The organism is Paraburkholderia fungorum (assembly GCF_046027215.1).
GTDB classification, from domain to species: Bacteria; Pseudomonadota; Gammaproteobacteria; order Burkholderiales; family Burkholderiaceae; genus Paraburkholderia; species Paraburkholderia fungorum_D.
This window is the reverse complement of record NZ_JAQQEN010000001.1, coordinates 3,967,228-3,986,099: the sequence shown is the minus strand read 5'-3', so window position 1 is coordinate 3,986,099 and position 18,872 is coordinate 3,967,228. Positions and strand designations below refer to the sequence as shown.

Annotated in this window: 19 protein-coding genes and 1 other RNA gene; 15 read left to right on the top strand and 5 right to left on the bottom strand. The window is 61.6% G+C overall.

Going from position 1 to position 18,872, the window contains the following annotated elements; translation table 11 throughout:
• Positions 1-30: 30 nt before the first annotated feature.
• Entirely contained in the window at positions 31-1,419 is a 1,389-nt protein-coding gene (gene purB / locus PQR27_RS17840) for an adenylosuccinate lyase (protein WP_408524879.1), read from the bottom strand.
• A 140-nt stretch (positions 1,420-1,559) separates the two neighbouring features.
• On the opposite strand from purB, the gene PQR27_RS17835 reads away from it, so the two are divergent.
• The 6 genes from PQR27_RS17835 to PQR27_RS17810 all read left to right on the top strand — a co-directional run bounded on the left by PQR27_RS17835 (position 1,560) and on the right by PQR27_RS17810 (position 7,376).
• Complete coding sequence (locus PQR27_RS17835; RefSeq protein WP_408524878.1) at positions 1,560-2,516, top strand: LysR family transcriptional regulator; 957 nt, start codon at positions 1,560-1,562, stop codon at positions 2,514-2,516.
• A gap of 146 nt (positions 2,517-2,662) precedes the next feature.
• Positions 2,663-3,976 (top strand): Glu/Leu/Phe/Val family dehydrogenase, encoded by a 1,314-nt coding sequence (locus PQR27_RS17830; protein ID WP_408524877.1) that lies wholly within the window; start codon positions 2,663-2,665, stop codon positions 3,974-3,976.
• Positions 3,977-4,260: 284 nt separating this feature from the next.
• Positions 4,261-5,154 (top strand): glutamate/aspartate ABC transporter substrate-binding protein, encoded by an 894-nt coding sequence (locus tag PQR27_RS17825; RefSeq protein ID WP_408524876.1) that lies wholly within the window; start codon positions 4,261-4,263, stop codon positions 5,152-5,154.
• A gap of 82 nt (positions 5,155-5,236) precedes the next feature.
• On the top strand, positions 5,237-5,977 hold the full coding sequence (locus PQR27_RS17820) for an amino acid ABC transporter permease (RefSeq protein WP_408524875.1): 741 nt from the start codon (positions 5,237-5,239) through the stop codon (positions 5,975-5,977).
• Positions 5,977-6,654, top strand: coding sequence for a glutamate/aspartate ABC transporter permease GltK (gltK, locus tag PQR27_RS17815; protein WP_408524874.1), 678 nt, complete (start codon positions 5,977-5,979; stop codon positions 6,652-6,654). Before PQR27_RS17820 ends, gltK begins: the two co-directional genes overlap by 1 nt.
• Entirely contained in the window at positions 6,651-7,376 is a 726-nt protein-coding gene (locus PQR27_RS17810) for an amino acid ABC transporter ATP-binding protein (RefSeq protein WP_408524873.1), read from the top strand. The genes gltK and PQR27_RS17810 overlap by 4 nt, the downstream gene beginning before the upstream one ends.
• 92 nt (positions 7,377-7,468) lie before the next feature.
• Here the strand turns inward: PQR27_RS17810 and PQR27_RS17805 are convergent, their stop codons facing one another.
• Complete coding sequence (locus tag PQR27_RS17805; RefSeq protein WP_408524872.1) at positions 7,469-8,395, bottom strand: class II glutamine amidotransferase; 927 nt, start codon at positions 8,393-8,395, stop codon at positions 7,469-7,471.
• Between the two features lie 166 nt (positions 8,396-8,561).
• Here PQR27_RS17805 and pyrC point away from each other — a divergent pair, with 166 nt between their 5' ends.
• The 3 genes from pyrC to rnpB all read left to right on the top strand — a co-directional run bounded on the left by pyrC (position 8,562) and on the right by rnpB (position 11,014).
• A complete protein-coding gene (gene pyrC, locus PQR27_RS17800; protein ID WP_408524871.1) occupies positions 8,562-9,632 on the top strand; it encodes a dihydroorotase in 1,071 nt (356 codons plus the stop codon).
• Positions 9,633-9,643: 11 nt separating this feature from the next.
• Positions 9,644-10,489: a DUF3025 domain-containing protein gene (locus PQR27_RS17795; RefSeq protein WP_408524870.1), complete on the top strand. Its 846-nt coding sequence runs from the start codon at positions 9,644-9,646 to the stop codon at positions 10,487-10,489.
• Between the two features lie 109 nt (positions 10,490-10,598).
• Positions 10,599-11,014, top strand: an RNA gene (gene rnpB / locus PQR27_RS17790) — RNase P RNA component class A.
• A gap of 76 nt (positions 11,015-11,090) precedes the next feature.
• Here the strand turns inward: rnpB and PQR27_RS17785 are convergent.
• Positions 11,091-11,513: an OsmC family protein gene (locus tag PQR27_RS17785; RefSeq protein WP_408524869.1), complete on the bottom strand. Its 423-nt coding sequence runs from the start codon at positions 11,511-11,513 to the stop codon at positions 11,091-11,093.
• Between the two features lie 696 nt (positions 11,514-12,209).
• Here PQR27_RS17785 and rplM point away from each other — a divergent pair.
• The 3 genes from rplM to erpA all read left to right on the top strand — a co-directional run bounded on the left by rplM (position 12,210) and on the right by erpA (position 13,675).
• Positions 12,210-12,638: a 50S ribosomal protein L13 gene (gene rplM / locus PQR27_RS17780; protein ID WP_007180422.1), complete on the top strand. Its 429-nt coding sequence runs from the start codon at positions 12,210-12,212 to the stop codon at positions 12,636-12,638.
• A gap of 11 nt (positions 12,639-12,649) precedes the next feature.
• Positions 12,650-13,042, top strand: a complete 393-nt coding sequence (gene rpsI / locus PQR27_RS17775) for a 30S ribosomal protein S9 (RefSeq protein WP_007180423.1) — start codon at positions 12,650-12,652, stop codon at positions 13,040-13,042.
• Positions 13,043-13,309: 267 nt separating this feature from the next.
• Positions 13,310-13,675: an iron-sulfur cluster insertion protein ErpA gene (gene erpA, locus PQR27_RS17770; protein ID WP_007180424.1), complete on the top strand. Its 366-nt coding sequence runs from the start codon at positions 13,310-13,312 to the stop codon at positions 13,673-13,675.
• Between the two features lie 85 nt (positions 13,676-13,760).
• On the opposite strand, the gene PQR27_RS17765 is transcribed toward erpA, so the two are convergent.
• Entirely contained in the window at positions 13,761-14,891 is a 1,131-nt protein-coding gene (locus tag PQR27_RS17765) for an anhydro-N-acetylmuramic acid kinase (protein WP_408524868.1), read from the bottom strand.
• A 206-nt stretch (positions 14,892-15,097) separates the two neighbouring features.
• Here PQR27_RS17765 and tyrS point away from each other — a divergent pair, with 206 nt between their 5' ends.
• From tyrS to PQR27_RS17750, 3 genes are all read left to right on the top strand, one after another.
• Positions 15,098-16,342, top strand: a complete 1,245-nt coding sequence (gene tyrS, locus PQR27_RS17760; protein ID WP_408524867.1) for a tyrosine--tRNA ligase — start codon at positions 15,098-15,100, stop codon at positions 16,340-16,342.
• Positions 16,343-16,379: 37 nt separating this feature from the next.
• On the top strand, positions 16,380-16,838 hold the full coding sequence (gene dtd / locus PQR27_RS17755) for a D-aminoacyl-tRNA deacylase (protein WP_408524866.1): 459 nt from the start codon (positions 16,380-16,382) through the stop codon (positions 16,836-16,838).
• Positions 16,839-16,952: 114 nt separating this feature from the next.
• The gene (locus tag PQR27_RS17750; protein ID WP_408524865.1) at positions 16,953-17,627 is read left to right on the top strand and encodes a histidine phosphatase family protein; all 675 of its coding nucleotides are present in this window, start codon (positions 16,953-16,955) and stop codon (positions 17,625-17,627) included.
• Positions 17,628-17,719: 92 nt separating this feature from the next.
• Here the strand turns inward: PQR27_RS17750 and ruvB are convergent, their stop codons facing one another.
• Positions 17,720-18,784, bottom strand: coding sequence for a Holliday junction branch migration DNA helicase RuvB (gene ruvB, locus PQR27_RS17745; RefSeq protein WP_408524864.1), 1,065 nt, complete (start codon positions 18,782-18,784; stop codon positions 17,720-17,722).
• Positions 18,785-18,872 lie beyond the last annotated feature (88 nt).

Sequence of the window (18,872 nt, the reverse complement as noted above, 5' to 3'; positions counted from 1 at the left end):
GCGCCTTTTTTCATGCGTGGAACAGCGGAATTAAGCGATCCGCTTGGCCAGTTCCACGGCCTTGCCGATATACGACCCCGGCGTCATTGCGAGCAAACGATCCTTCGCGTCTTGCGGAATCGCGAGGCCGGTCACGAAGGTTTGCAGCGCTTCACGCGTGATGCCCTTGCCGCGCGTGAGTTCCTTCAGCTGTTCGTACGGGTTCTCGATGCCGTAGCGGCGCATCACCGTTTGCACCGGTTCGGCCAGCACTTCCCAGCAGTTGTCGAGGTCTTCGTTCAGACGCTGCGCGTTCACTTCGAGCTTGTCCAGCCCGCGGATCAGCGAGTCGTACGCGAGTAGCGAGTAGCCGAACGCCACGCCGATATTGCGCAGCACCGTGGAGTCGGTCAGGTCACGCTGCCAGCGCGACACTGGCAGCTTGTCGGCCAGATGGCGCAGCGTGGCGTTGGCGAGACCCAGATTGCCTTCCGAGTTTTCGAAGTCGATCGGATTGACCTTGTGCGGCATCGTCGACGAACCGATTTCGCCGGCCTTGGTGCGCTGCTTGAAATAACCCACCGAGATATAGCCCCACACGTCGCGGTCCAGATCCAGCAGGATCGTGTTCGCGCGCGAGACAGCGTCGAACAGTTCGGCCATGTAGTCGTGCGGTTCGATCTGGATCGTGTACGGGTTGAACTTGAGCTTCAGGCGCTGTTCGACCACTTCACGCGAGAACGCTTCCCAGTCGAATTCCGGATACGCGGACAGATGCGCATTGAAGTTGCCGACCGCGCCGTTCATCTTGCCGAGCAGTTCGACCTTCGCGATGCGGTCGATTGCGCGCTCCAGACGCGCCGCCACATTGGCGATTTCCTTGCCGAGCGTGGTGGGGCTCGCCGGCTGACCGTGCGTGCGCGACAGCATCGGCTGTTCCGCGTGAGCATGAGCCAGTGCGACGAGGCGCTGATGCACCGAGCGCAGCGCCGGCAGGATCACATGTTCACGGGCGCCCGCGAGCATCAGGCCGTGCGACGTGTTGTTGATGTCTTCCGACGTGCAGGCGAAGTGGATGAACTCGCTCGCGCGTTCCAGTTCTTCCTGACCCTTCACCGATTCCTTCAGCCAGTACTCGACCGCTTTCACGTCGTGATTCGTCACGCGTTCGATGTCCTTGATGCGCGCGGCGTCGTGCGCGGTGAAGCGCTCGGCCAGCTGCAGCAGGAATTGTTCGGACGCTTCGGAAAAGCGCGGCACTTCGGCAAAACCGGCGCGCGAGAGTGCGATCAGCCAGTGGATTTCAACCGTCACGCGATTGCGCATGAAAGCGGCTTCCGAGAGCCAGTCGCGCAGGGCTTCGGTTTTCGAGGCGTAACGGCCGTCGAGCGGGGAGAGCGCGTTCAGCGCGAACAGGGTGTCGGGGCGGGTGTCGGACATGGTGGGGGCCGGAGTCAAAGCGAGCGCTCAGCGAGCGGATCGGGAACGGAGGGAACCGCGAATTTTACCACTCAACCCCGTGGGCGACCCGCGCCGCTAGAATGCTGACTTCCTCTCACCCGCCGGCGGCAGGCTCTTGCATGGAACTGAAATGGCTCGAAGACTTCGTTTCGCTCGCGGAAACGCGTAGTTTCAGCCGCTCGGCGGAATTGCGTCACGTCACACAGCCGGCGTTCTCGCGACGGATTCAGGCGCTGGAAGCGTGGCTCGGCACTGAGTTGATCGACCGCTCGGTCTATCCGACGCGGCTCACGGCGGCCGGCCAGGTCTTCAACGAGCAGGCGCTGGCGATGCTCTCGCAGTTCCACGAAGCGCGCGCGCTGCTGCGCGGGCATACGGCGACGCCGCAAGCCACCATCGAGTTCGCGGTACCGCACACGCTGTCGCTCACGTACTTCCCGCGCTGGCTACAGCGCATCGAAGCGCAGATGGGGCCGATTCATACCCGGCTGCGGGCGCTGAACGTGCATGACGCGGCGTTGGCGCTGGTGGAAGGCGGCTGCGATCTGATGATGGGCTATCACCACCCAAGCCACCCGGTCGCACTCGATCCGGCGCGCTACGACATGCTGACCCTGGGCAACGAGCCGATCAGTCCGTTCTCCGCGCCGGGCCGCGCGGGTCGTGCGCGTCACACGCTGCCCGGCAGCGCCGATGCGCCGACGCCATACCTCTCCTACACGCCCAACGCCTATCTGGGACGCATGACCGAGGTGATTCTCGCCAACGCGCCGGAGCGCCTGTACCTCGACCGTCTCTATGAAACCGACATGGCCGAGGGGCTCAAGGCGATGGCGCTGGCCGGCCACGGCATCGCCTTCCTGCCGCACAGTGCGGTGGAAGAAGCGGTCGCCGACGGCAAGCTGATCCGCCTCGACCGCGCGACCCGCGGCACGCCCGAAGGCCAGCTCACCCTGACCATGGAGATCCGTCTGTACCGCGACAAACTGGCGGCGAAGAGCGACGATGCGCGGCAGATACTCGTTCGTCAGTTGTGGGAGGTAGTGGCCGAAGAGCTGGCCCAAGGCGCGGCCTGAACCTGCTTCCGTACAACGCCAGATCGACGCCAAATTGCGTTTTTTGACGGTTATGCAAAAAAAACATAATCGGATAAGGAAACGGCATTGGATTTCGAATCGGCGTTTTTCGACAATGCTGCTACCCGAACAACGCCGGAGCGTTCATGTCTTCCCAGCAGCAAGTCGCCCAATCCGCATCATCGTTGCAGTCCATCCCCTCCTACCTCAATAGCGAAGACCTCGGCCCGTGGGGCAACTACCTGCGTCAGGTCGATCGCGTCGCGCCGTACCTCGGCTCGCTGTCCCGCTGGCTCGAAACCCTCAAGCGCCCGAAGCGCATTCTGATCGTCGACGTGCCGATCGAACTCGATAACGGCACGGTCGCGCACTTCGAAGGCTATCGCGTGCAGCACAACGTGTCGCGCGGACCGGGTAAGGGCGGCGTGCGTTACCACCAGGACGTGACGCTGTCGGAAGTGATGGCGCTGTCGGCGTGGATGTCGGTGAAGAACGCCGCTGTGAACGTGCCGTACGGCGGCGCGAAGGGCGGTATCCGTGTCGACCCGCGCACGCTGTCGCGTGGCGAACTGGAGCGCGTGACGCGCCGCTACACGAGCGAAATCGGCATCATCATCGGACCGAATACCGACATTCCCGCGCCGGACGTGAACACGAACGAGCAGATCATGGCGTGGATGATGGACACGTACTCGATGAACCAGGGCCAAACGGCGACGGGCGTCGTGACCGGCAAGCCGATCACGCTTGGCGGTTCGCTGGGCCGCCGTGAAGCGACCGGCCGCGGCGTGTTCGTGGTGGCCTCCGAAGCCGCACGCCGTATCGGTGTCGATATCGAAGGCGCGCGCATTGCCGTGCAGGGCTTCGGTAACGTGGGCGGAATTGCCGCGCGTCTGTTCCAGGAAGCGGGCGCGAAGCTGGTCGCGGTACAGGATCACACCGGCTCGCTGTACAAGTCGACCGGTATCGACGCTGTTGCGCTGGCGGATTACGTGGCGAAGAACGGTGGCGTGGGCGGTTTCCCGGAAGCCGATGCAGTCACGAACGAAGAATTCTGGACGGTCGAATCGGACATCCTGATTCCGGCCGCGCTGGAAAACCAGATCACCGAAAAGAACGCCGGCAAGATCAAGACGAAGATCGTCGTGGAAGGCGCCAACGGCCCGACCACCACCGCCGCGGACGACATCCTGCACGATCGCGGCATCCTCGTGATTCCTGACGTCGTGGCGAATGCCGGTGGCGTGACGGTGTCGTACTTCGAATGGGTGCAGGACTTCTCGAGCTTCTTCTGGACGGAAGACGAGATCAACCAGCGTCTGGAGCGCGTGATGCGCGAAGCCTTCGCCGCCGTGTGGCAGGTGTCGAGCGAGCAGAAGGTGTCCGTGCGCACCGCGGCGTTTATCGTCGCATGTAAGCGGATCCTGGAAGCGCGCGAATTGCGCGGCCTGTATCCCTGATCTGACTGTTTGAAACGGCGGTTCGCCACCACGCGGACTGGCTGCAAATCCTTGCTTCGACGCGGTTCACAAGACCGCGTGCATCGCCCGGCGGGCGGCATCGTACTGATGCCGTCCGCTTTTGCTTATCCGCAAAGAGGTCGGCTAACCAGACCGCATAGCCGCAAAAGACATAAAAGACGCGAATATGTAGCGGCGCGCACGCAACAGACATGGTTTATAGCGATACTTTCAGAATAATTACTTTGCTAAACTGGCGCCGGTTCTTGCCAAGGAGATCACACATGAAGGTTAAAAAAGCTGCGCTGCTGCTCGCGACTCTCGGACTGTTTACGGTTGGCGCGCATGCGCAAGACGCTGGTACGTTGAAAAAGATCAAGGACACGGGCGTGATTTCGCTGGGTCATCGCGAATCGTCGATCCCGTTTTCGTATTACGACGACAAACAGAATGTCATCGGCTACTCGCAGGAATTCGCGCTGAAAGTGGTGGAAGCGGTCAAGGTCAAGCTGAATATGCCTAACCTGAAGGTCAAGCTGACGCCGGTCACGTCGCAAAACCGTATTCCGCTGGTGCAGAACGGCACTGTCGACATGGAATGCGGCTCGACCACGAATAATGCCGAGCGCCAGCAACAGGCAGCGTTCTCGAACACGATCTTCGTGATCGGCACGCGCCTGATGACCAAGAAAGACTCGGGTGTCAAAGACTGGGCCGACCTGAAGGGCAAGACGGTCGTCACGACCGCCGGCACCACCTCCGAGCGCCTGCTTCGCAAGATGAATCAGGACAAGAGCATGGGCATGAACATCATCAGCGCGAAAGACCACGGCGAGTCGTTCCTGACGCTCTCCACCGGCCGTGCCGCTGCATTCATGATGGACGACGCACTGCTGGCAGGCGAGCGCGCCAAGTCGAACAACCCGGGCGATTTCGTGATCGTCGGCACGCCGCAATCGCATGAAGCGTACGGCTGCATGATCCGCAAGAACGATCCGGAATTCAAGAAGGTCGTCGACGACGCGATCGCGAAGGTCGAAACCTCGGGCGAAGCCGATCAGATCTACAAGAAGTGGTTCGAATCGCCGATTCCGCCGAAGGGCCTGAACCTGAACTTCCCGGAAAGCGATGACATGAAGGCGCTCTTCAAGAGCCCGAACGACAAGGCAATCGATTAAACCTTAGCTGTTTTTTTGAAACGCTGAACGAAACGGAAGGGGCCACGCGCTTCTTCCGTTTCTTTTTGCTGGAGTCTTGGTCATGTCATATCACTGGAACTGGGGCATTCTGCTGAGTCCCGTCTCCACCGGCGAGCCGACCACCTACCTGGGCTGGCTGATGTCCGGCTTCTGGGTGACGATTACCGTGTCGCTGTCGGCATGGGTGATCGCGCTGATCGTCGGTTCGTTTTTCGGTGTGCTGCGCACGCTGCCGAATAAATGGGCGTCCGGCGTCGGCACGCTTTATGTTGCGATTTTCCGCAATATTCCGCTGATCGTGCAGTTCTTCATCTGGTATCTGGTGATACCGGAGTTGCTGCCGCCCTCGATCGGCAACTGGTTCAAGCAATTGCCGCCGAGCGCGCAGTTCTTCTCGTCATCGATTATCTGTCTCGGGCTGTTCACCGCCGCACGCGTGTGCGAGCAGGTGCGCTCGGGGATCAACGCGCTGCCGAAGGGCCAGCGCGCCGCGGGTCTGGCCATGGGTTTCACGCAATGGCAGACGTATCGCTATGTGCTGCTGCCGGTCGCGTACCGGATCATCGTGCCGCCGCTCACGTCCGAGTTTCTGAATATCTTCAAGAACTCGGCGGTCGCCTCGACGATCGGTCTGCTGGACCTGTCCGCGCAGGCGCGCCAACTGGTCGACTACACATCGCAGACGTATGAGTCGTTCATCGCGGTCACGCTGGCCTATGTGCTGATCAATCTGGTCGTGATGCAACTCATGCGCTGGGTCGAAGCCAAGACCCGGTTGCCCGGCTATATCGGAGGTAAGTGATGCATCATTTCGACTGGAGCGGTATTCCGGGCGCACTGCCTACGCTGTTGACCGGCGCGATCGTCACCTTCAAGATCACGCTGATCGCGATCGTGATCGGCATTGTGTGGGGCACCATTCTCGCAATGATGCGGCTATCGTCGTTCAAGCCCTTCGAGTGGTTCGCGAAGGGCTATGTAACGGTGTTCCGCTCGATCCCGCTGGTGATGGTCCTGCTGTGGTTCTTCCTGATCGTGCCGCAAGTGCTGCAGAACGTGCTGGGGCTGTCGCCGGATATCGACATCCGGCTCGCGTCGGCCATGGTCGCCTTTTCGCTGTTCGAGGCAGCGTACTATTCGGAGATCATCCGGGCGGGTATCCAGGCGGTGCCGCGCGGGCAGATCAATGCGGCGTTCGCACTCGGCATGAGCTATCCGCAGGCCATGCGCCTCATTGTGTTGCCGCAGGCGTTCCGCGCGATGGTGCCGCTGCTGCTCACGCAAGGCATCGTGCTGTTTCAGGACACGTCGCTCGTCTACGTGATCAGCCTCGCCGACTTCTTCCGCACCGCCACGAATATTGGCGACCGTGACGGTACGAATGTCGAGATGGTACTGTTCGCGGGCGCGTGTTATTTCGTGATCTGCGTGATCGCGTCGAGCCTCGTCAAAGGTCTTCAGAAAAAGGTCGCAAGATGATCTCTATCAAGAATGTTTCGAAGTGGTACGGCCAGTTTCAGGTGCTGACCGATTGCACGACAGAAGTCAAAAAGGGTGAAGTGGTGGTGGTGTGCGGGCCGTCGGGCTCGGGCAAGTCCACGCTGATCAAAACCGTGAACGGCCTCGAGCCGTTCCAGAAGGGCGAGATCATCATCAACGGCCAGTCACTGACCGACAAGAAAACCAATCTGTCGAAGCTGCGTTCGAAAGTCGGCATGGTGTTCCAGCACTTCGAGCTGTTCCCGCATCTGTCGATCGTGCAGAACCTGACGCTCGCGCAGATCAAGGTACTCGGCCGCTCGAAAGACGAAGCCACGACCAAGGGCTACAAGCTGCTCGATCGCGTTGGCCTGCGAGCGCATGCGGACAAATTCCCGGGTCAGTTGTCGGGTGGTCAGCAACAACGCGTGGCGATTGCGCGTGCACTGTCGATGGATCCGATCGCGATGCTGTTCGACGAACCCACTTCCGCGCTCGATCCGGAAATGATCAACGAAGTGCTCGACGTGATGGTCGAACTCGCGCAGGAAGGCATGACGATGATGTGCGTCACGCACGAAATGGGCTTTGCGAAGAAGGTCGCGCATCGCGTGATCTTCATGGACAAGGGCTTGATCGTGGAAGACGACCGCAAGGAAGACTTCTTCGCCAATCCGAAGTCGGATCGCGCGAAGGATTTTCTGGCGAAGATCCTGCACTGAGGCTGTTGCAACGCTTCGGCAGAAAAAAAGCCGCTTCGAAAGAAGCGGCTTTTTTGTTAGTAGCGACGCTAGCGCGCGAGGCGCCGGCGCGTTCAGGACTCGAAGGCGGCGGCGTCGTCCGCGGCTTCGAGATCGACGTCGGCCGTCGTGACCTGCGACGAGGGCACGGCGATCGTGGTTGCCGAAGCCGACGCATCCAACGCCGGATTGTGCAGCTTTTCCAGCACCGAAGGCGGCACCGGCACGTTGACACGGCCAATGACTTCGCCGTGCTGGAACATCAGCAGATCGCCGGGCTGGAATGCGGTCCACACTTCGTTGTCGGTGAGCGGCTTGGTGGCGATGACCGCCACACGGTCTTCCGGCGTCGTGTATTTGGCGAAATCGATCGACACGTCCGCGTCGACCAGATGCGCGGTCGAGAACGGCCAGCGGCGCACGATGAAATGCAGATGCGTCGAGCAATGCGCGAAGAGCGCCTGGCCATTCGACATCAGGAAATTGAACACGCCGAATTGCGTGATCTCACGCGTGAGCGTTTCGAGCGCCGCGAACAGTTCCTCGAGCGGCGGCTGGCAACCCGGGAAAGCCTTGCGCAACCCCTGTAGCAGCGCGCAGAACGCGAGCTCGCTATCGGTTGTGCCAACCGGCTGGTAGACGCCATTCAACGCCGGTGAATAGTCTTTCAGGTCGCCGTTGTGCGCGAAGATCCAGTGACGCCCCCACAGTTCGCGCATGAACGGATGGCAGTTCTCCAGCAGGATGTGCCCTTGCGTCGCCTTGCGAATATGCGCGATCGTATTCTTCGATTTGATCGGATAACGCTTGACCATTTCTGCGATCGGCGAGGTAGCCGACGATTGATGGTCGATGAACAGGCGGCAGGCTTTGTCCTCGAAGAAGGCGATGCCCCAGCCGTCGGCATGGTGATCGGTGACGCCGCCGCGCGCCGCAAAGCCGGTGAACGAGAACGTGACGTCCGTCGGCGCGGCGCAGTTCATTCCGAGAAGTTGGCACATGTTGCGGGTAAGCCTGTGTACGGGGCGAGCCGTTACAATGATGATTTTCCAAGCATATCACCGAGCCAGAAGCGCCAAATAGCAAAATTGACGTGTGTTCATGCCGCAACATGGCGGTTTGACCGGGTCGGTTGGCTTTGTCGCAGAGGTTCGTCCCCCTCTCGCCATGACTGCTTCCAACGCTTCCCCTGCTTCCCTCGACACCGTCACGCTGGCCCGCCCGGACGACTGGCACCTGCACGTTCGCGACGGCGAGATGCTGGCCGCCGTGCTGCCTGACACCGCGCGCCAGTTTGGCCGCGCGATCATCATGCCGAACCTGAAGCCGCCCGTCACGACCACGGCGATGGCCGAGGCGTACCGCGGGCGCATCGTCGCCGCGATTCCAGAAGGCGCGAAATTCGAGCCGCTGATGACGCTGTACCTCACCGACAACACGCCGCCCGACGAAATCCGCCGCGCGCGCGAAAGCGGTTTCGTGCATGGCGTGAAGCTTTATCCGGCGGGCGCTACGACCAATTCGGACGCGGGCGTCACCGACATCATGAAGTGCGCGAAAACGCTCGAAGTCATGCAGGAAACCGGCATGCCGCTGCTTGTGCATGGCGAGGTGACGGATTCGTCGATCGATCTGTTCGACCGCGAGAAGGTGTTCATCGACCGCGTCATGACGCCACTGCGTCACGCCTTTCCGGCGTTGAAGGTGGTGTTCGAGCACATCACTACGAAAGATGCAGTCGATTACATCCGCGAAGCCGGCGTGGCCCCGGGGCTGCTGGGCGCGACGATCACCGCGCATCACCTGCTGTACAACCGTAACGCGATTTTCCAGGGCGGCATTCGTCCGCATTACTACTGCCTGCCCGTACTCAAGCGCGAGACGCATCGCGTGGCGCTTGTTGAGGCGGCGACCTCCGGCAATCCACGGTTCTTCCTCGGCACGGATAGCGCGCCGCATCCGAAAGGTTTGAAAGAGCACGCATGCGGCTGCGCGGGCTGCTACACGGCGCTGCATGCGCTCGAACTCTATACGGAAGCATTCGATAAGGCCGGTGCGCTGGACAAGCTCGAAGGCTTCGCGAGCTTCTTCGGTGCGGACTTCTACGGTCTGCCGCGCAGCGCAGAGAAGGTCACGCTGCGACGCGAAGAGTGGACGTTGCCGGCCGAATTGCCGGTTGGCGACACGCCGGTCGTGCCTTTGCGTGGCGGCGAGTCGATCGGTTGGCGCCTCGTTTGAGGTGGCGTTAAATGCACGTGTCGCCTGTGCAGGACGCGGCGCGGCCGGGCTTCGCCGAGATCGACTGGTCGAAGCCCTGGTTCGCGCAATTCGCCTTGCGCGGCGAGAGATGGCAACGGGCAGCGGTCAACGGCTACGCGCATTTGCTCGCCGAAATGAACGCCGACGCGAGCGAGATGCAGCAGCGTACGGGCCGTGGCGAGCGGCTCGCCTTTATCGCGCAGGATGACCTGCCAGCCGGCGCGGCGTACGAGGCGCATATCGCTTCAACCGGTTGTGTGCCTACGCGCGATAACCTGCACGACTTCTTCAACGCGTCAATGCGGTTTGCGTTTCCGCGCATCAAGGCGGCGCTGAATGCGCGCCAGTCGGCGGCCATTGACGTTCTGGGCGTCGGTCCCACCCGCGGCGGCGTACGCGACGCGCTGACCCTGTTCGACGAGAATGCGCTGCTGTTCGCCTGCGCGGATCCCGCCTTGCGCATTGCGTTGCGAGCGTTCGACTGGCAGACGCTGCTAGTCGCTCAACGTGATGCCTGGGATGTGTGCTGCGAAGTGCGCTGCTTTGGCCACGCGCTGCTGGAAAAGCTGATCGCGCCGTTCAAGGCGTGCACCGGGCATGCGTGGATCGTCGACGTGCCTTCCGCGTATTTCAACTGGGGTGAGGAGGCGCGCAATGCCTGGCTGGACGAAACAGTCAGCCAGGCACTATTGAGCACCGATGCATTGACGAGTCGCATGTTCGCGCCGCTTCCCGTGCTGGGCATTCCGGGCTGGTGGCCGGACAATGAATTGCCCGCGTTTTACGACGACGTAGCCGTTTTCCGTACGGGCCGCCGCACGCGCCAGACTGGCTAGTGTGTCTGGCATGCGGGGCGGCGCGTGCTCCCAGCCGTCAGCCGTAGTTCGGCTATTTCCAACGCCAAACCGGCCGCTCATGCCCTCAAGTGTTAAAATCCGCCCCAGCAAAGCAGGCTAGGCAGTCGCGGCCTCTGCGGCTTCAAGCCAAAGAGGGCGAGGAAAGTCCGGACTCCACAGGGCAGGGTGATGGCTAACGGCCATCCGTGGTGACACGCGGAACAGGGCAACAGAAAGCAAACCGCCGATGGCCCGGCGCAAGCCGGGATCAGGTAAGGGTGAAACGGTGCGGTAAGAGCGCACCGCGGCTGCTGCAAGGCAGACCGGCACGGTAACCTCCACCCGGAGCAATTCCAAGTAGGCAGGCTAGCATCTTCGAGATGCAGGACGGGGCCCCCGTCACGTCTGCGGGTAGGAAGCTTGAGCGCGTCAGTAATGGCGCGCCTAGAGGAATGACTGCTACGCGCGTCGCGTTTTCGGACGTGGCGCGTGCACAGAATCCGGCTTATCGGCCTCGCTTTGCCATCCAACAAAAAAATGCCGGCGTCCATATGAACGCCGGCATTTTTCTTTTGTGCGCTCGCGCAGCGCTATCAGACTATCAGGCCGCGACGATATCGAACGAGTGCGTCAGTTCAGCGGTCTTGGCGATCATGATCGACGCCGAGCAGTATTTGTCGTGCGACAGATTGATCGCGCGCTCCACCGTGGCGGGGTTCAGATTCTTGCCGGTCACGGTGAAGTGGAAGTGGATTTTGGTGAACACTTTCGGATCTTCGCTGGCGCGTTCGGCCTTCAGGGTCACCGAGCAGCCGGCGATTTCCTGACGGCTTTTCTTCAGGATCATCACGACGTCATAGGCCGTGCAACCGCCGGTGCCGAGCAGAACCATTTCCATCGGCCGCGGCGCGAGGTTGCGGCCGCCGCCTTCCGGCGCGCCGTCCATCGCGACCAGGTGGCCGCTGCCCGTCTCGGCGGCAAACGCCATTCCGTCTTGCCCCATCCAGCTAACTTTGCATTCCATGCTGTGCTCCACCGCGCTTCGCTTGTATTCGAGACGGCAATTGTAGCCCGGTGTTTGCGCGTGCGTCGGAGGGGCCATCGAGCGGAATTTATGCGCAATAGCGGCTTGCGTGTTGCGCTGCGGCATGTTCAGCCGATTCGGGAACGTCCTGACGCGTTTAGGGGTTTTACTCTAGATGATGTCTGCGTATGCGGCTTCGGTCCAAACATCAAGTGTTTGATTTAAAGGTGAATTCGCCGTGTTCGAGTCTGCGCTCTTGGTTGTCACATTATGAAATTGCATTTCGCGATGCAAATATTCTTGCGTCGCACAAGGGGGCCTCATATAATCGATCCCATCGGTTGCAGCAGTTCTGCAACCTCCGCTGTCTCCTCCACCTCCTCCTTTGGTGGATTAAACCCGAACCCACGCGTTCGGGTTTTTTTTCGCCCGTCGCCGGTCTCATGGGCGGCAATTTGCGGGTTGTCTGCGGGTTGTTATCAGGGACAAATGGGCTGATCTGGCGCTCAGCGCGCACGACTTCCCGCCTCAAACCCCGCATTCTTTGACTCGCTGCGACAAATTCCTTTATAATTCAGAGCTTTTCCGCATCCGCGCCCGCGGAGGAAGAACCAGGGAGAGCCTGCACGCGCCTCGATGCGCACACTACAAGCAGGAAAAAAACACATTGGGCGCAGCAATTTTTTTGGATCGATCATGAAGACGTTTTCCGCAAAAGCCCATGAGGTTACGCGTGAATGGTACGTGATTGACGCGACGGATAAGGTTCTCGGGCGTGTCGCCAGCGAAGTGGCACACCGTCTTCGCGGCAAGCACAAGCCTGAATTCACTCCGCACGTCGACACCGGTGATTTCATCATCGTTATCAACGCCGGCAAGTTGCGCGTCACGGGCAATAAGGCTACTGACAAGAAGTACTACCGTCACTCGGGTTACCCGGGCGGTATCTATGAAACGACGTTCGGCAAGATGCAAGAACGCTTCCCGGGCCGTGCGCTCGAGAAAGCGGTCAAGGGCATGCTGCCGAAGGGCCCGCTCGGCTACGCGATGATCAAGAAGCTGAAGGTCTACGCTGAAGCAACGCATCCGCATTCGGCACAACAGCCGAAAGCGCTCGAGATCTAAGGGGAGCCCACATGATCGGTAACTGGAATTACGGCACGGGCCGCCGCAAGAGCGCCGTCGCACGCGTCTTCATCAAGGCTGGCAAGGGCGAGATCATTGTAAACGGCAAGCCTATCGCCGATTACTTCTCGCGCGAAACGTCGCTGATGATCGTGCGTCAGCCGCTGGAACTCACGAACCACGGCGTCACGTTCGACATCAAAGTCAACGTGAACGGTGGCGGTGAAACGGGTCAAGCCGGTGCGGTTCGCCACGGCATCACCCGCGCGCTGATGGACTACGACGCAACGCTGAAGCCGGAACTGTCGAAGGCTGGCTTCGTTACGCGTGATGCTCGTGAAGTCGAACGTAAGAAGGTCGGCTTCCACAAGGCACGTCGCAGGAAGCAATTCTCGAAGCGTTAATCGTTTCGGGTGCGAGCCGGCTTTCGGGTCGGTCCGCTGCAAAAGCCGCCAACGCTTTCGCGAAGGCGGCTTTTTTTATTGGCTTTCGCACGAGTTGTGCGGCGGCGGTTTCGTCGTCCGGATGGCCGTTTGGCCCGCTCAGGTAGACGGGTGGCGGCCAGGACGTCGTGAAACGGATTTCCGGAAGAACCCATTGATTTTGTGGGCTTCAGCACGATATTGAGATCAGCCCTACAATAGCGGTTAGAAGCTTTTTGGAGAGTTCGAATGAACGCAGTCACCGATACACCCGTGACCGAGATGCCCGCCCCCTTCGTTTTTACCGACGCAGCGGCTGACAAGGTCAAGCAACTGATCGAAGAAGAAGGCAATGCGGACCTCAAACTGCGCGTTTTCGTGCAGGGCGGCGGCTGCTCGGGCTTTCAGTATGGTTTTACGTTCGACGAAGCCGTCAACGAAGACGACACGGTCATGAACAAGAGCGGCGTCCAGCTGCTGATCGATTCGATGAGCTACCAGTACCTGGTCGGCGCTGAGATCGACTACAAGGACGACATCAACGGCGCGCAGTTCGTCATCAAGAATCCGAATGCCACGACCACGTGCGGTTGCGGTTCGTCATTCTCGGTTTGATGGCCAGTTAGGCGGCAGGTTGTAAAGCGAAACGGGGCCTCGGCCCCGTTTCTCATTTCACGCGCGCATTTTGACGCCGTCAGGCTTAGCGCGGGTAAATCGCCCCGAGCACGCGCTCGGCGGCCGCGCCCGTCACCGCCGGCAAGTTCCCCGACAAGCGCGCCAGACAGCGCATGGCGAGCCACGCGAACGCCAGCGGCTCGACCTGGCTCGGTGGCACCCCTAGCGCGTCGGTGGTCAGTACGGGCACGCCGCTTACGCCACTATCCTCGAGCGCCGCCTGCAGTGCCTTCAGCAGCTCGGGATTGCGTGCGCCGCCGCCGCACACGTAGACCGCTTTGGCGTCCGATGCATGCCGCTCGATTTCGCGCGCTACCGATACCGCGGTCAGTGCGACCAGCGTGGCTTGCACGTCGGCGGGCGCGAGGGCGGCGAATGGTTGCAGTTTCGTATCGAGCCATTGCGGGTTGAACAGGTCGCGGCCAGTGCTTTTCGGCGGCTGTTGCTCGAAAAAGGGTTCGTCGAGCAACGCGTTCAGCAGCGAGCGGTCCACCTGGCCGCCTGCTGCAAAATGGCCGTTCTCATCGAAAGGCTTGCCGAGATGGCGCTGCGCCCACTCGTCCAGCAGCGCGTTGGCTGGGCCGCAATCGAAACCGCGCACGCCGCCGGTTGCGTTCAGGATCGTGATATTGCTGATGCCGCCAAGATTGCAGACCACCCGCGTTTCGTCTTTTGCGCCGAACACCGTCGCATGAAAGGCCGGCACGAGCGGCGCGCCCTGGCCGCCCGCGGCGACGTCGCGACTGCGGAAGTCGGCAACCACGTCGATGTGCATCATTTCCGCGAGCAGGGCAGGGTTGTTGATCTGCCGCGTATAGCCTTTTTCCGGGCGATGCCGCACCGTCTGTCCATGCACGCCGACCGCACGGACCTCCGCGGCGGACACGCGGCTCTCACGCAACAGTTCGTGGCAGCACACCGTATAGCGGGTAGCGAGCGCATTGGCCGCCAGCGCCTCGCGTTCGATTTCGTTGTCGCCCGGCTGCTGAAGCGCAAATAGCGCGTCGCGCAGGCCTGCTGAGAAGTCGACAAACGCTTCGGCGAGCACTACCGGCGGTTTTCCCCTGGCAAATTTAACGGCCACGCCGTCCACGCCGTCCATGCTCGTGCCGGACATCAATCCAAAGTAGACGCCGTCTGCGGGCTCTTGCGCCACGTTGCTACTCCTCTTCGATGGTTTCTTGCGATCCGTTTTAGCAGATTATCAGTGCAAGCGAGATCGAATATAACGCGCCGCGACACCAGCGGCGCCTCCCGGTGTGCAGAATTCCCGCGACTGGGCGAGCTTGTGGCCGAGTCAGTGGGCTCGGAGGCGCGCATCTATGGGACAATCTCCTTTTTTCGCGACTTCACGTTTCCAGCATGAGCACCGAGTCCACCAAGCCCAGCCCTGCCTTCCCGATCACTGACGAAGTCCGTCACGCGCTCGCCGTTACTAAACGCGGCGTCGACGAACTGCTGATCGAAGACGAATTCGCGCAAAAGCTCGCGAAGAGCGCGGCCACCGGCGTGCCGCTGCGCATCAAGCTCGGGCTCGATCCGACCGCGCCTGACATCCACATCGGTCATACGGTCGTGCTGAACAAGATGCGTCAGTTGCAGGATCTGGGGCACACGGTGATCTTCCTGATTGGCGATTTCACGTCGCTGATCGGCGATCCGTCGGGCCGCAATGCCACGCGCCCGCCGCTCACGCGCGAGCAGATCGAATCGAACGCCAAGACGTATTTCGAGCAGGCGGCTCTCGTGCTCGATCGCGACAAGACCGAAATCCGCTACAACAGCGAATGGTCCATGCCGCTCGGCGCCGACGGCATGATCAAGCTCGCGTCGCGCTACACGGTGGCGCGGATTCTCGAGCGCGAAGATTTCACCAAGCGCTTCCAGGGCGGCGTGCCGATCTCGATCCACGAGTTCCTGTATCCGCTCATGCAGGGCTACGACTCGGTCGCGCTGAACGCCGACCTCGAACTCGGCGGCACGGACCAGAAGTTCAACCTGCTGGTGGGCCGCGAGTTGCAGAAGCAGTACGGCCAGGAACAGCAGTGCATCCTGACCATGCCGTTGCTCGAAGGGCTCGACGGCGTCGAAAAGATGTCCAAATCGAAAAACAACTACATTGGCATCAGCGAAAAGCCGACGGATATGTTCGGCAAGCTGATGAGCATTTCCGACGTGCTGATGTGGCGTTACTTCGAATTGCTGTCGTTCCGTCCGATGGACGAGATCGCCGGCTTCAGGAAAGAGATCGAAGCGGGCCGCAATCCGCGCGATTTCAAGGTGATGCTCGGCCAGGAAATCGTCGCGCGCTTCCACTCGCCGGCCGATGCCGAGCGCGCGCTCGAAGACTTCAACCATCGCGCGAAGGGCGGCGTGCCGGACGATATTCCGGCCGTGACGCTGGCGGGCGCCCCGCTCGCGATCGGTCAGTTGCTCAAGCAGGCCAACCTCGTACCGTCGACCAGCGAAGCGCTGCGCAACATCGAGCAGGGCGGTGTGAAGATCGATGGTGCGACCGTGTCCGACAAGGGACTGAAAGTCGAGGCGGGCGAGTTCGTCGTGCAGGTTGGCAAGCGCCGCTTTGCGCGCGTCACGCTGACCGCTTGATGGCGGCGTCGCGCATGCCACTGCCGCGAGCGAGCCGATGATCGCGCTGATCCAGCGCGTACGGCACGCGGAAGTGCGCGTCGGCGAGCGCATCACCGGCGCGATCGAGGCGGGTCTGCTCGCGCTCGTGTGCGCCGAACGCGGCGACACTGAGGCAGCGGCCGACCGCCTGCTCGCCAAGCTGCTCGGCTACCGCGTGTTCAGCGATGCAGCGGGCAAGATGAATCTGTCCGTGCAGAATCTTGACGGCACGGGCCGCGCAGGCGGTTTGCTGCTCGTCTCGCAGTTCACCCTGGCCGCGGATACGAACAGCGGCTTGCGGCCCAGTTTCACCCCCGCCGCACCACCTGACGAGGGCAAACGTCTGTTCGATTACTTCGTTTCGGCAGCGCGCGCAAAGCACGCGATTGTCGAGACCGGTGAGTTTGGTGCGGATATGCAGGTGTCGCTCGTCAATGACGGGCCGGTCACGTTCTGGCTGCAGACCAACGCCTGAGTTTCGACTGACGTCTCATTGCGATGCGCGCGGCAGCGCGCGTCGGCCCCTCCAGCCGCTATTTGCGACAATAGCGGCTCGGCACAACCGGCTACTGGCGCCTACCGTCCTCTTATGTCCACGCAAATCCTGTTTATCCGGCACGGCGAGACCGACTGGAACCGCATCAAGCGCATTCAAGGCCACATCGACATTCCGCTTGCGACAACCGGCCTCGCGCAGGCGCAACGGCTCGCGCGCCGCATCGCGAATGAGGTGAAAGAGGGCGCGCGGCTCGACGCGATCTATTCGAGCGATTTGCAACGCGCGCAGCAAACCGCGCAGCCGATTGCCGACGTGCTTGGTCTGCCGCTGCAACTGCGCGAAGGTCTGCGCGAGCGTTCATACGGCGCGTTCCAGGGGCACGACAGCGACGAAATCGCTATCCGCTTTCCCGACGAGTACGCGCACTGGCAAACCCGCGATCCTGGTTTCGCGCCGCCTGCGGGAGAGTCGCAGCGCGCGCTTTATCACCGGGTGCTGCACGCGATCGAGCCGATCGTCGCCGCGCATCCGGGCGGACGGATTGCCTGTGTCGCGCATGGCGGTGTGCTGGATTGCGTGCGCCGCTTCGCGGCCGGCTTGACGCTCGACGCGCCGCGCGATTATGCATTGCTCAATACGAGCGTCAACGTGGTGGATTTCGACGGCGGCAAGGCGACGATCGTGTCGTGGGCGGACGTGTCGCACCTCGAAGCGCCCAGCGATGACGACAGCTTCAAACGCGTAGTGCCGGAGCCGGGGCGCTAGGCAGCACGACCCGGTTTGCAGGGCTTATTTCGTTTCGCGTGCTGTGCGGCGACCCGCCGGCGCGCACGCCTCTCACGCGACGAACACGCCGTTCAGGTTGCCGCCGAATCCCACAGGCCGGGTAGCGCACTCGACGAATCCGGCGCGGCGAGACCGAAGTGCCGGTACGTGAGCAGCGTGGCAACCCGGCCGCGTGGCGTGCGTTGCAGGAAGCCTTGCTGGATCAGGTACGGTTCGAGCACGTCTTCAATCGTGTCGCGCTCTTCGCCGATCGCCGCCGCCAGGTTGTCGACGCCGACGGGGCCGCCGTCGAACTTATGGAGGATGGCCTCCAGCAGCTTGCGGTCCATCAGGTCGAAACCGACCGCGTCCACGTCGAGCATTCTGAGTGCGGCGTCGGCCACTTGCGCCGTGATATTGCCGTCGGCTTTGACTTCAGCGAAATCGCGCACGCGGCGCAGCAGCCGGTTCGCGATACGCGGCGTGCCGCGCGCGCGTTTGGCGATTTCGAACGCGCCATCCGGGTGGATCTGCGCGTTCAGTAACGACGCCGAACGCGTGACAATGCGCGCCAGTTCCTCGGCGTTATAAAACTCGAGCCGCGCGACGATGCCAAAGCGATCGCGCAGCGGATTGGTCAGCATGCCCGCGCGGGTGGTCGCGCCGACCAGGGTGAACGGCTGGAGATCCAGCTTCACGCTGCGCGCGGCGGGCCCCTCGCCGATCATGATGTCGATTTGATAATCCTCTAACGCCGGGTACAGAATTTCTTCGACAACCGGAGACAGCCGGTGGATTTCGTCGATGAATAAAACGTCGTTGGCTTCGAGGTTGGTGAGCAGCGCGGCGAGGTCGCCGGCGCGTTCAAGCACGGGGCCGGAGGTTTGCCGCAGGTTGACACCCATTTCGCGCGCAATGATGTGCGCGAGCGTGGTCTTACCCAAGCCCGGCGGGCCGAACAGCAAGACGTGATCGAGCGATTCGGAACGGCGTTTAGCGGCCTCGATAAAGATTTCCAACTGCCCGCGCACCTTTTCTTGCCCGACATATTCTTCGAGCTGGCGCGGGCGCAACGCACGCTCGAATGCTTCTTCGTTCGGCGAGACGGGCGTGGGCGCGATGATGCGTTCGGCGGCGAGTTTGTCGGTTTCGATCATGGGTTCATTGTACCGCGTGCGCTCCGTTGCGAAACTCGGCCAAACGGCCAGGGTGCCAGGCGGACGACCGTGTGCGAAGCTGTGGTCG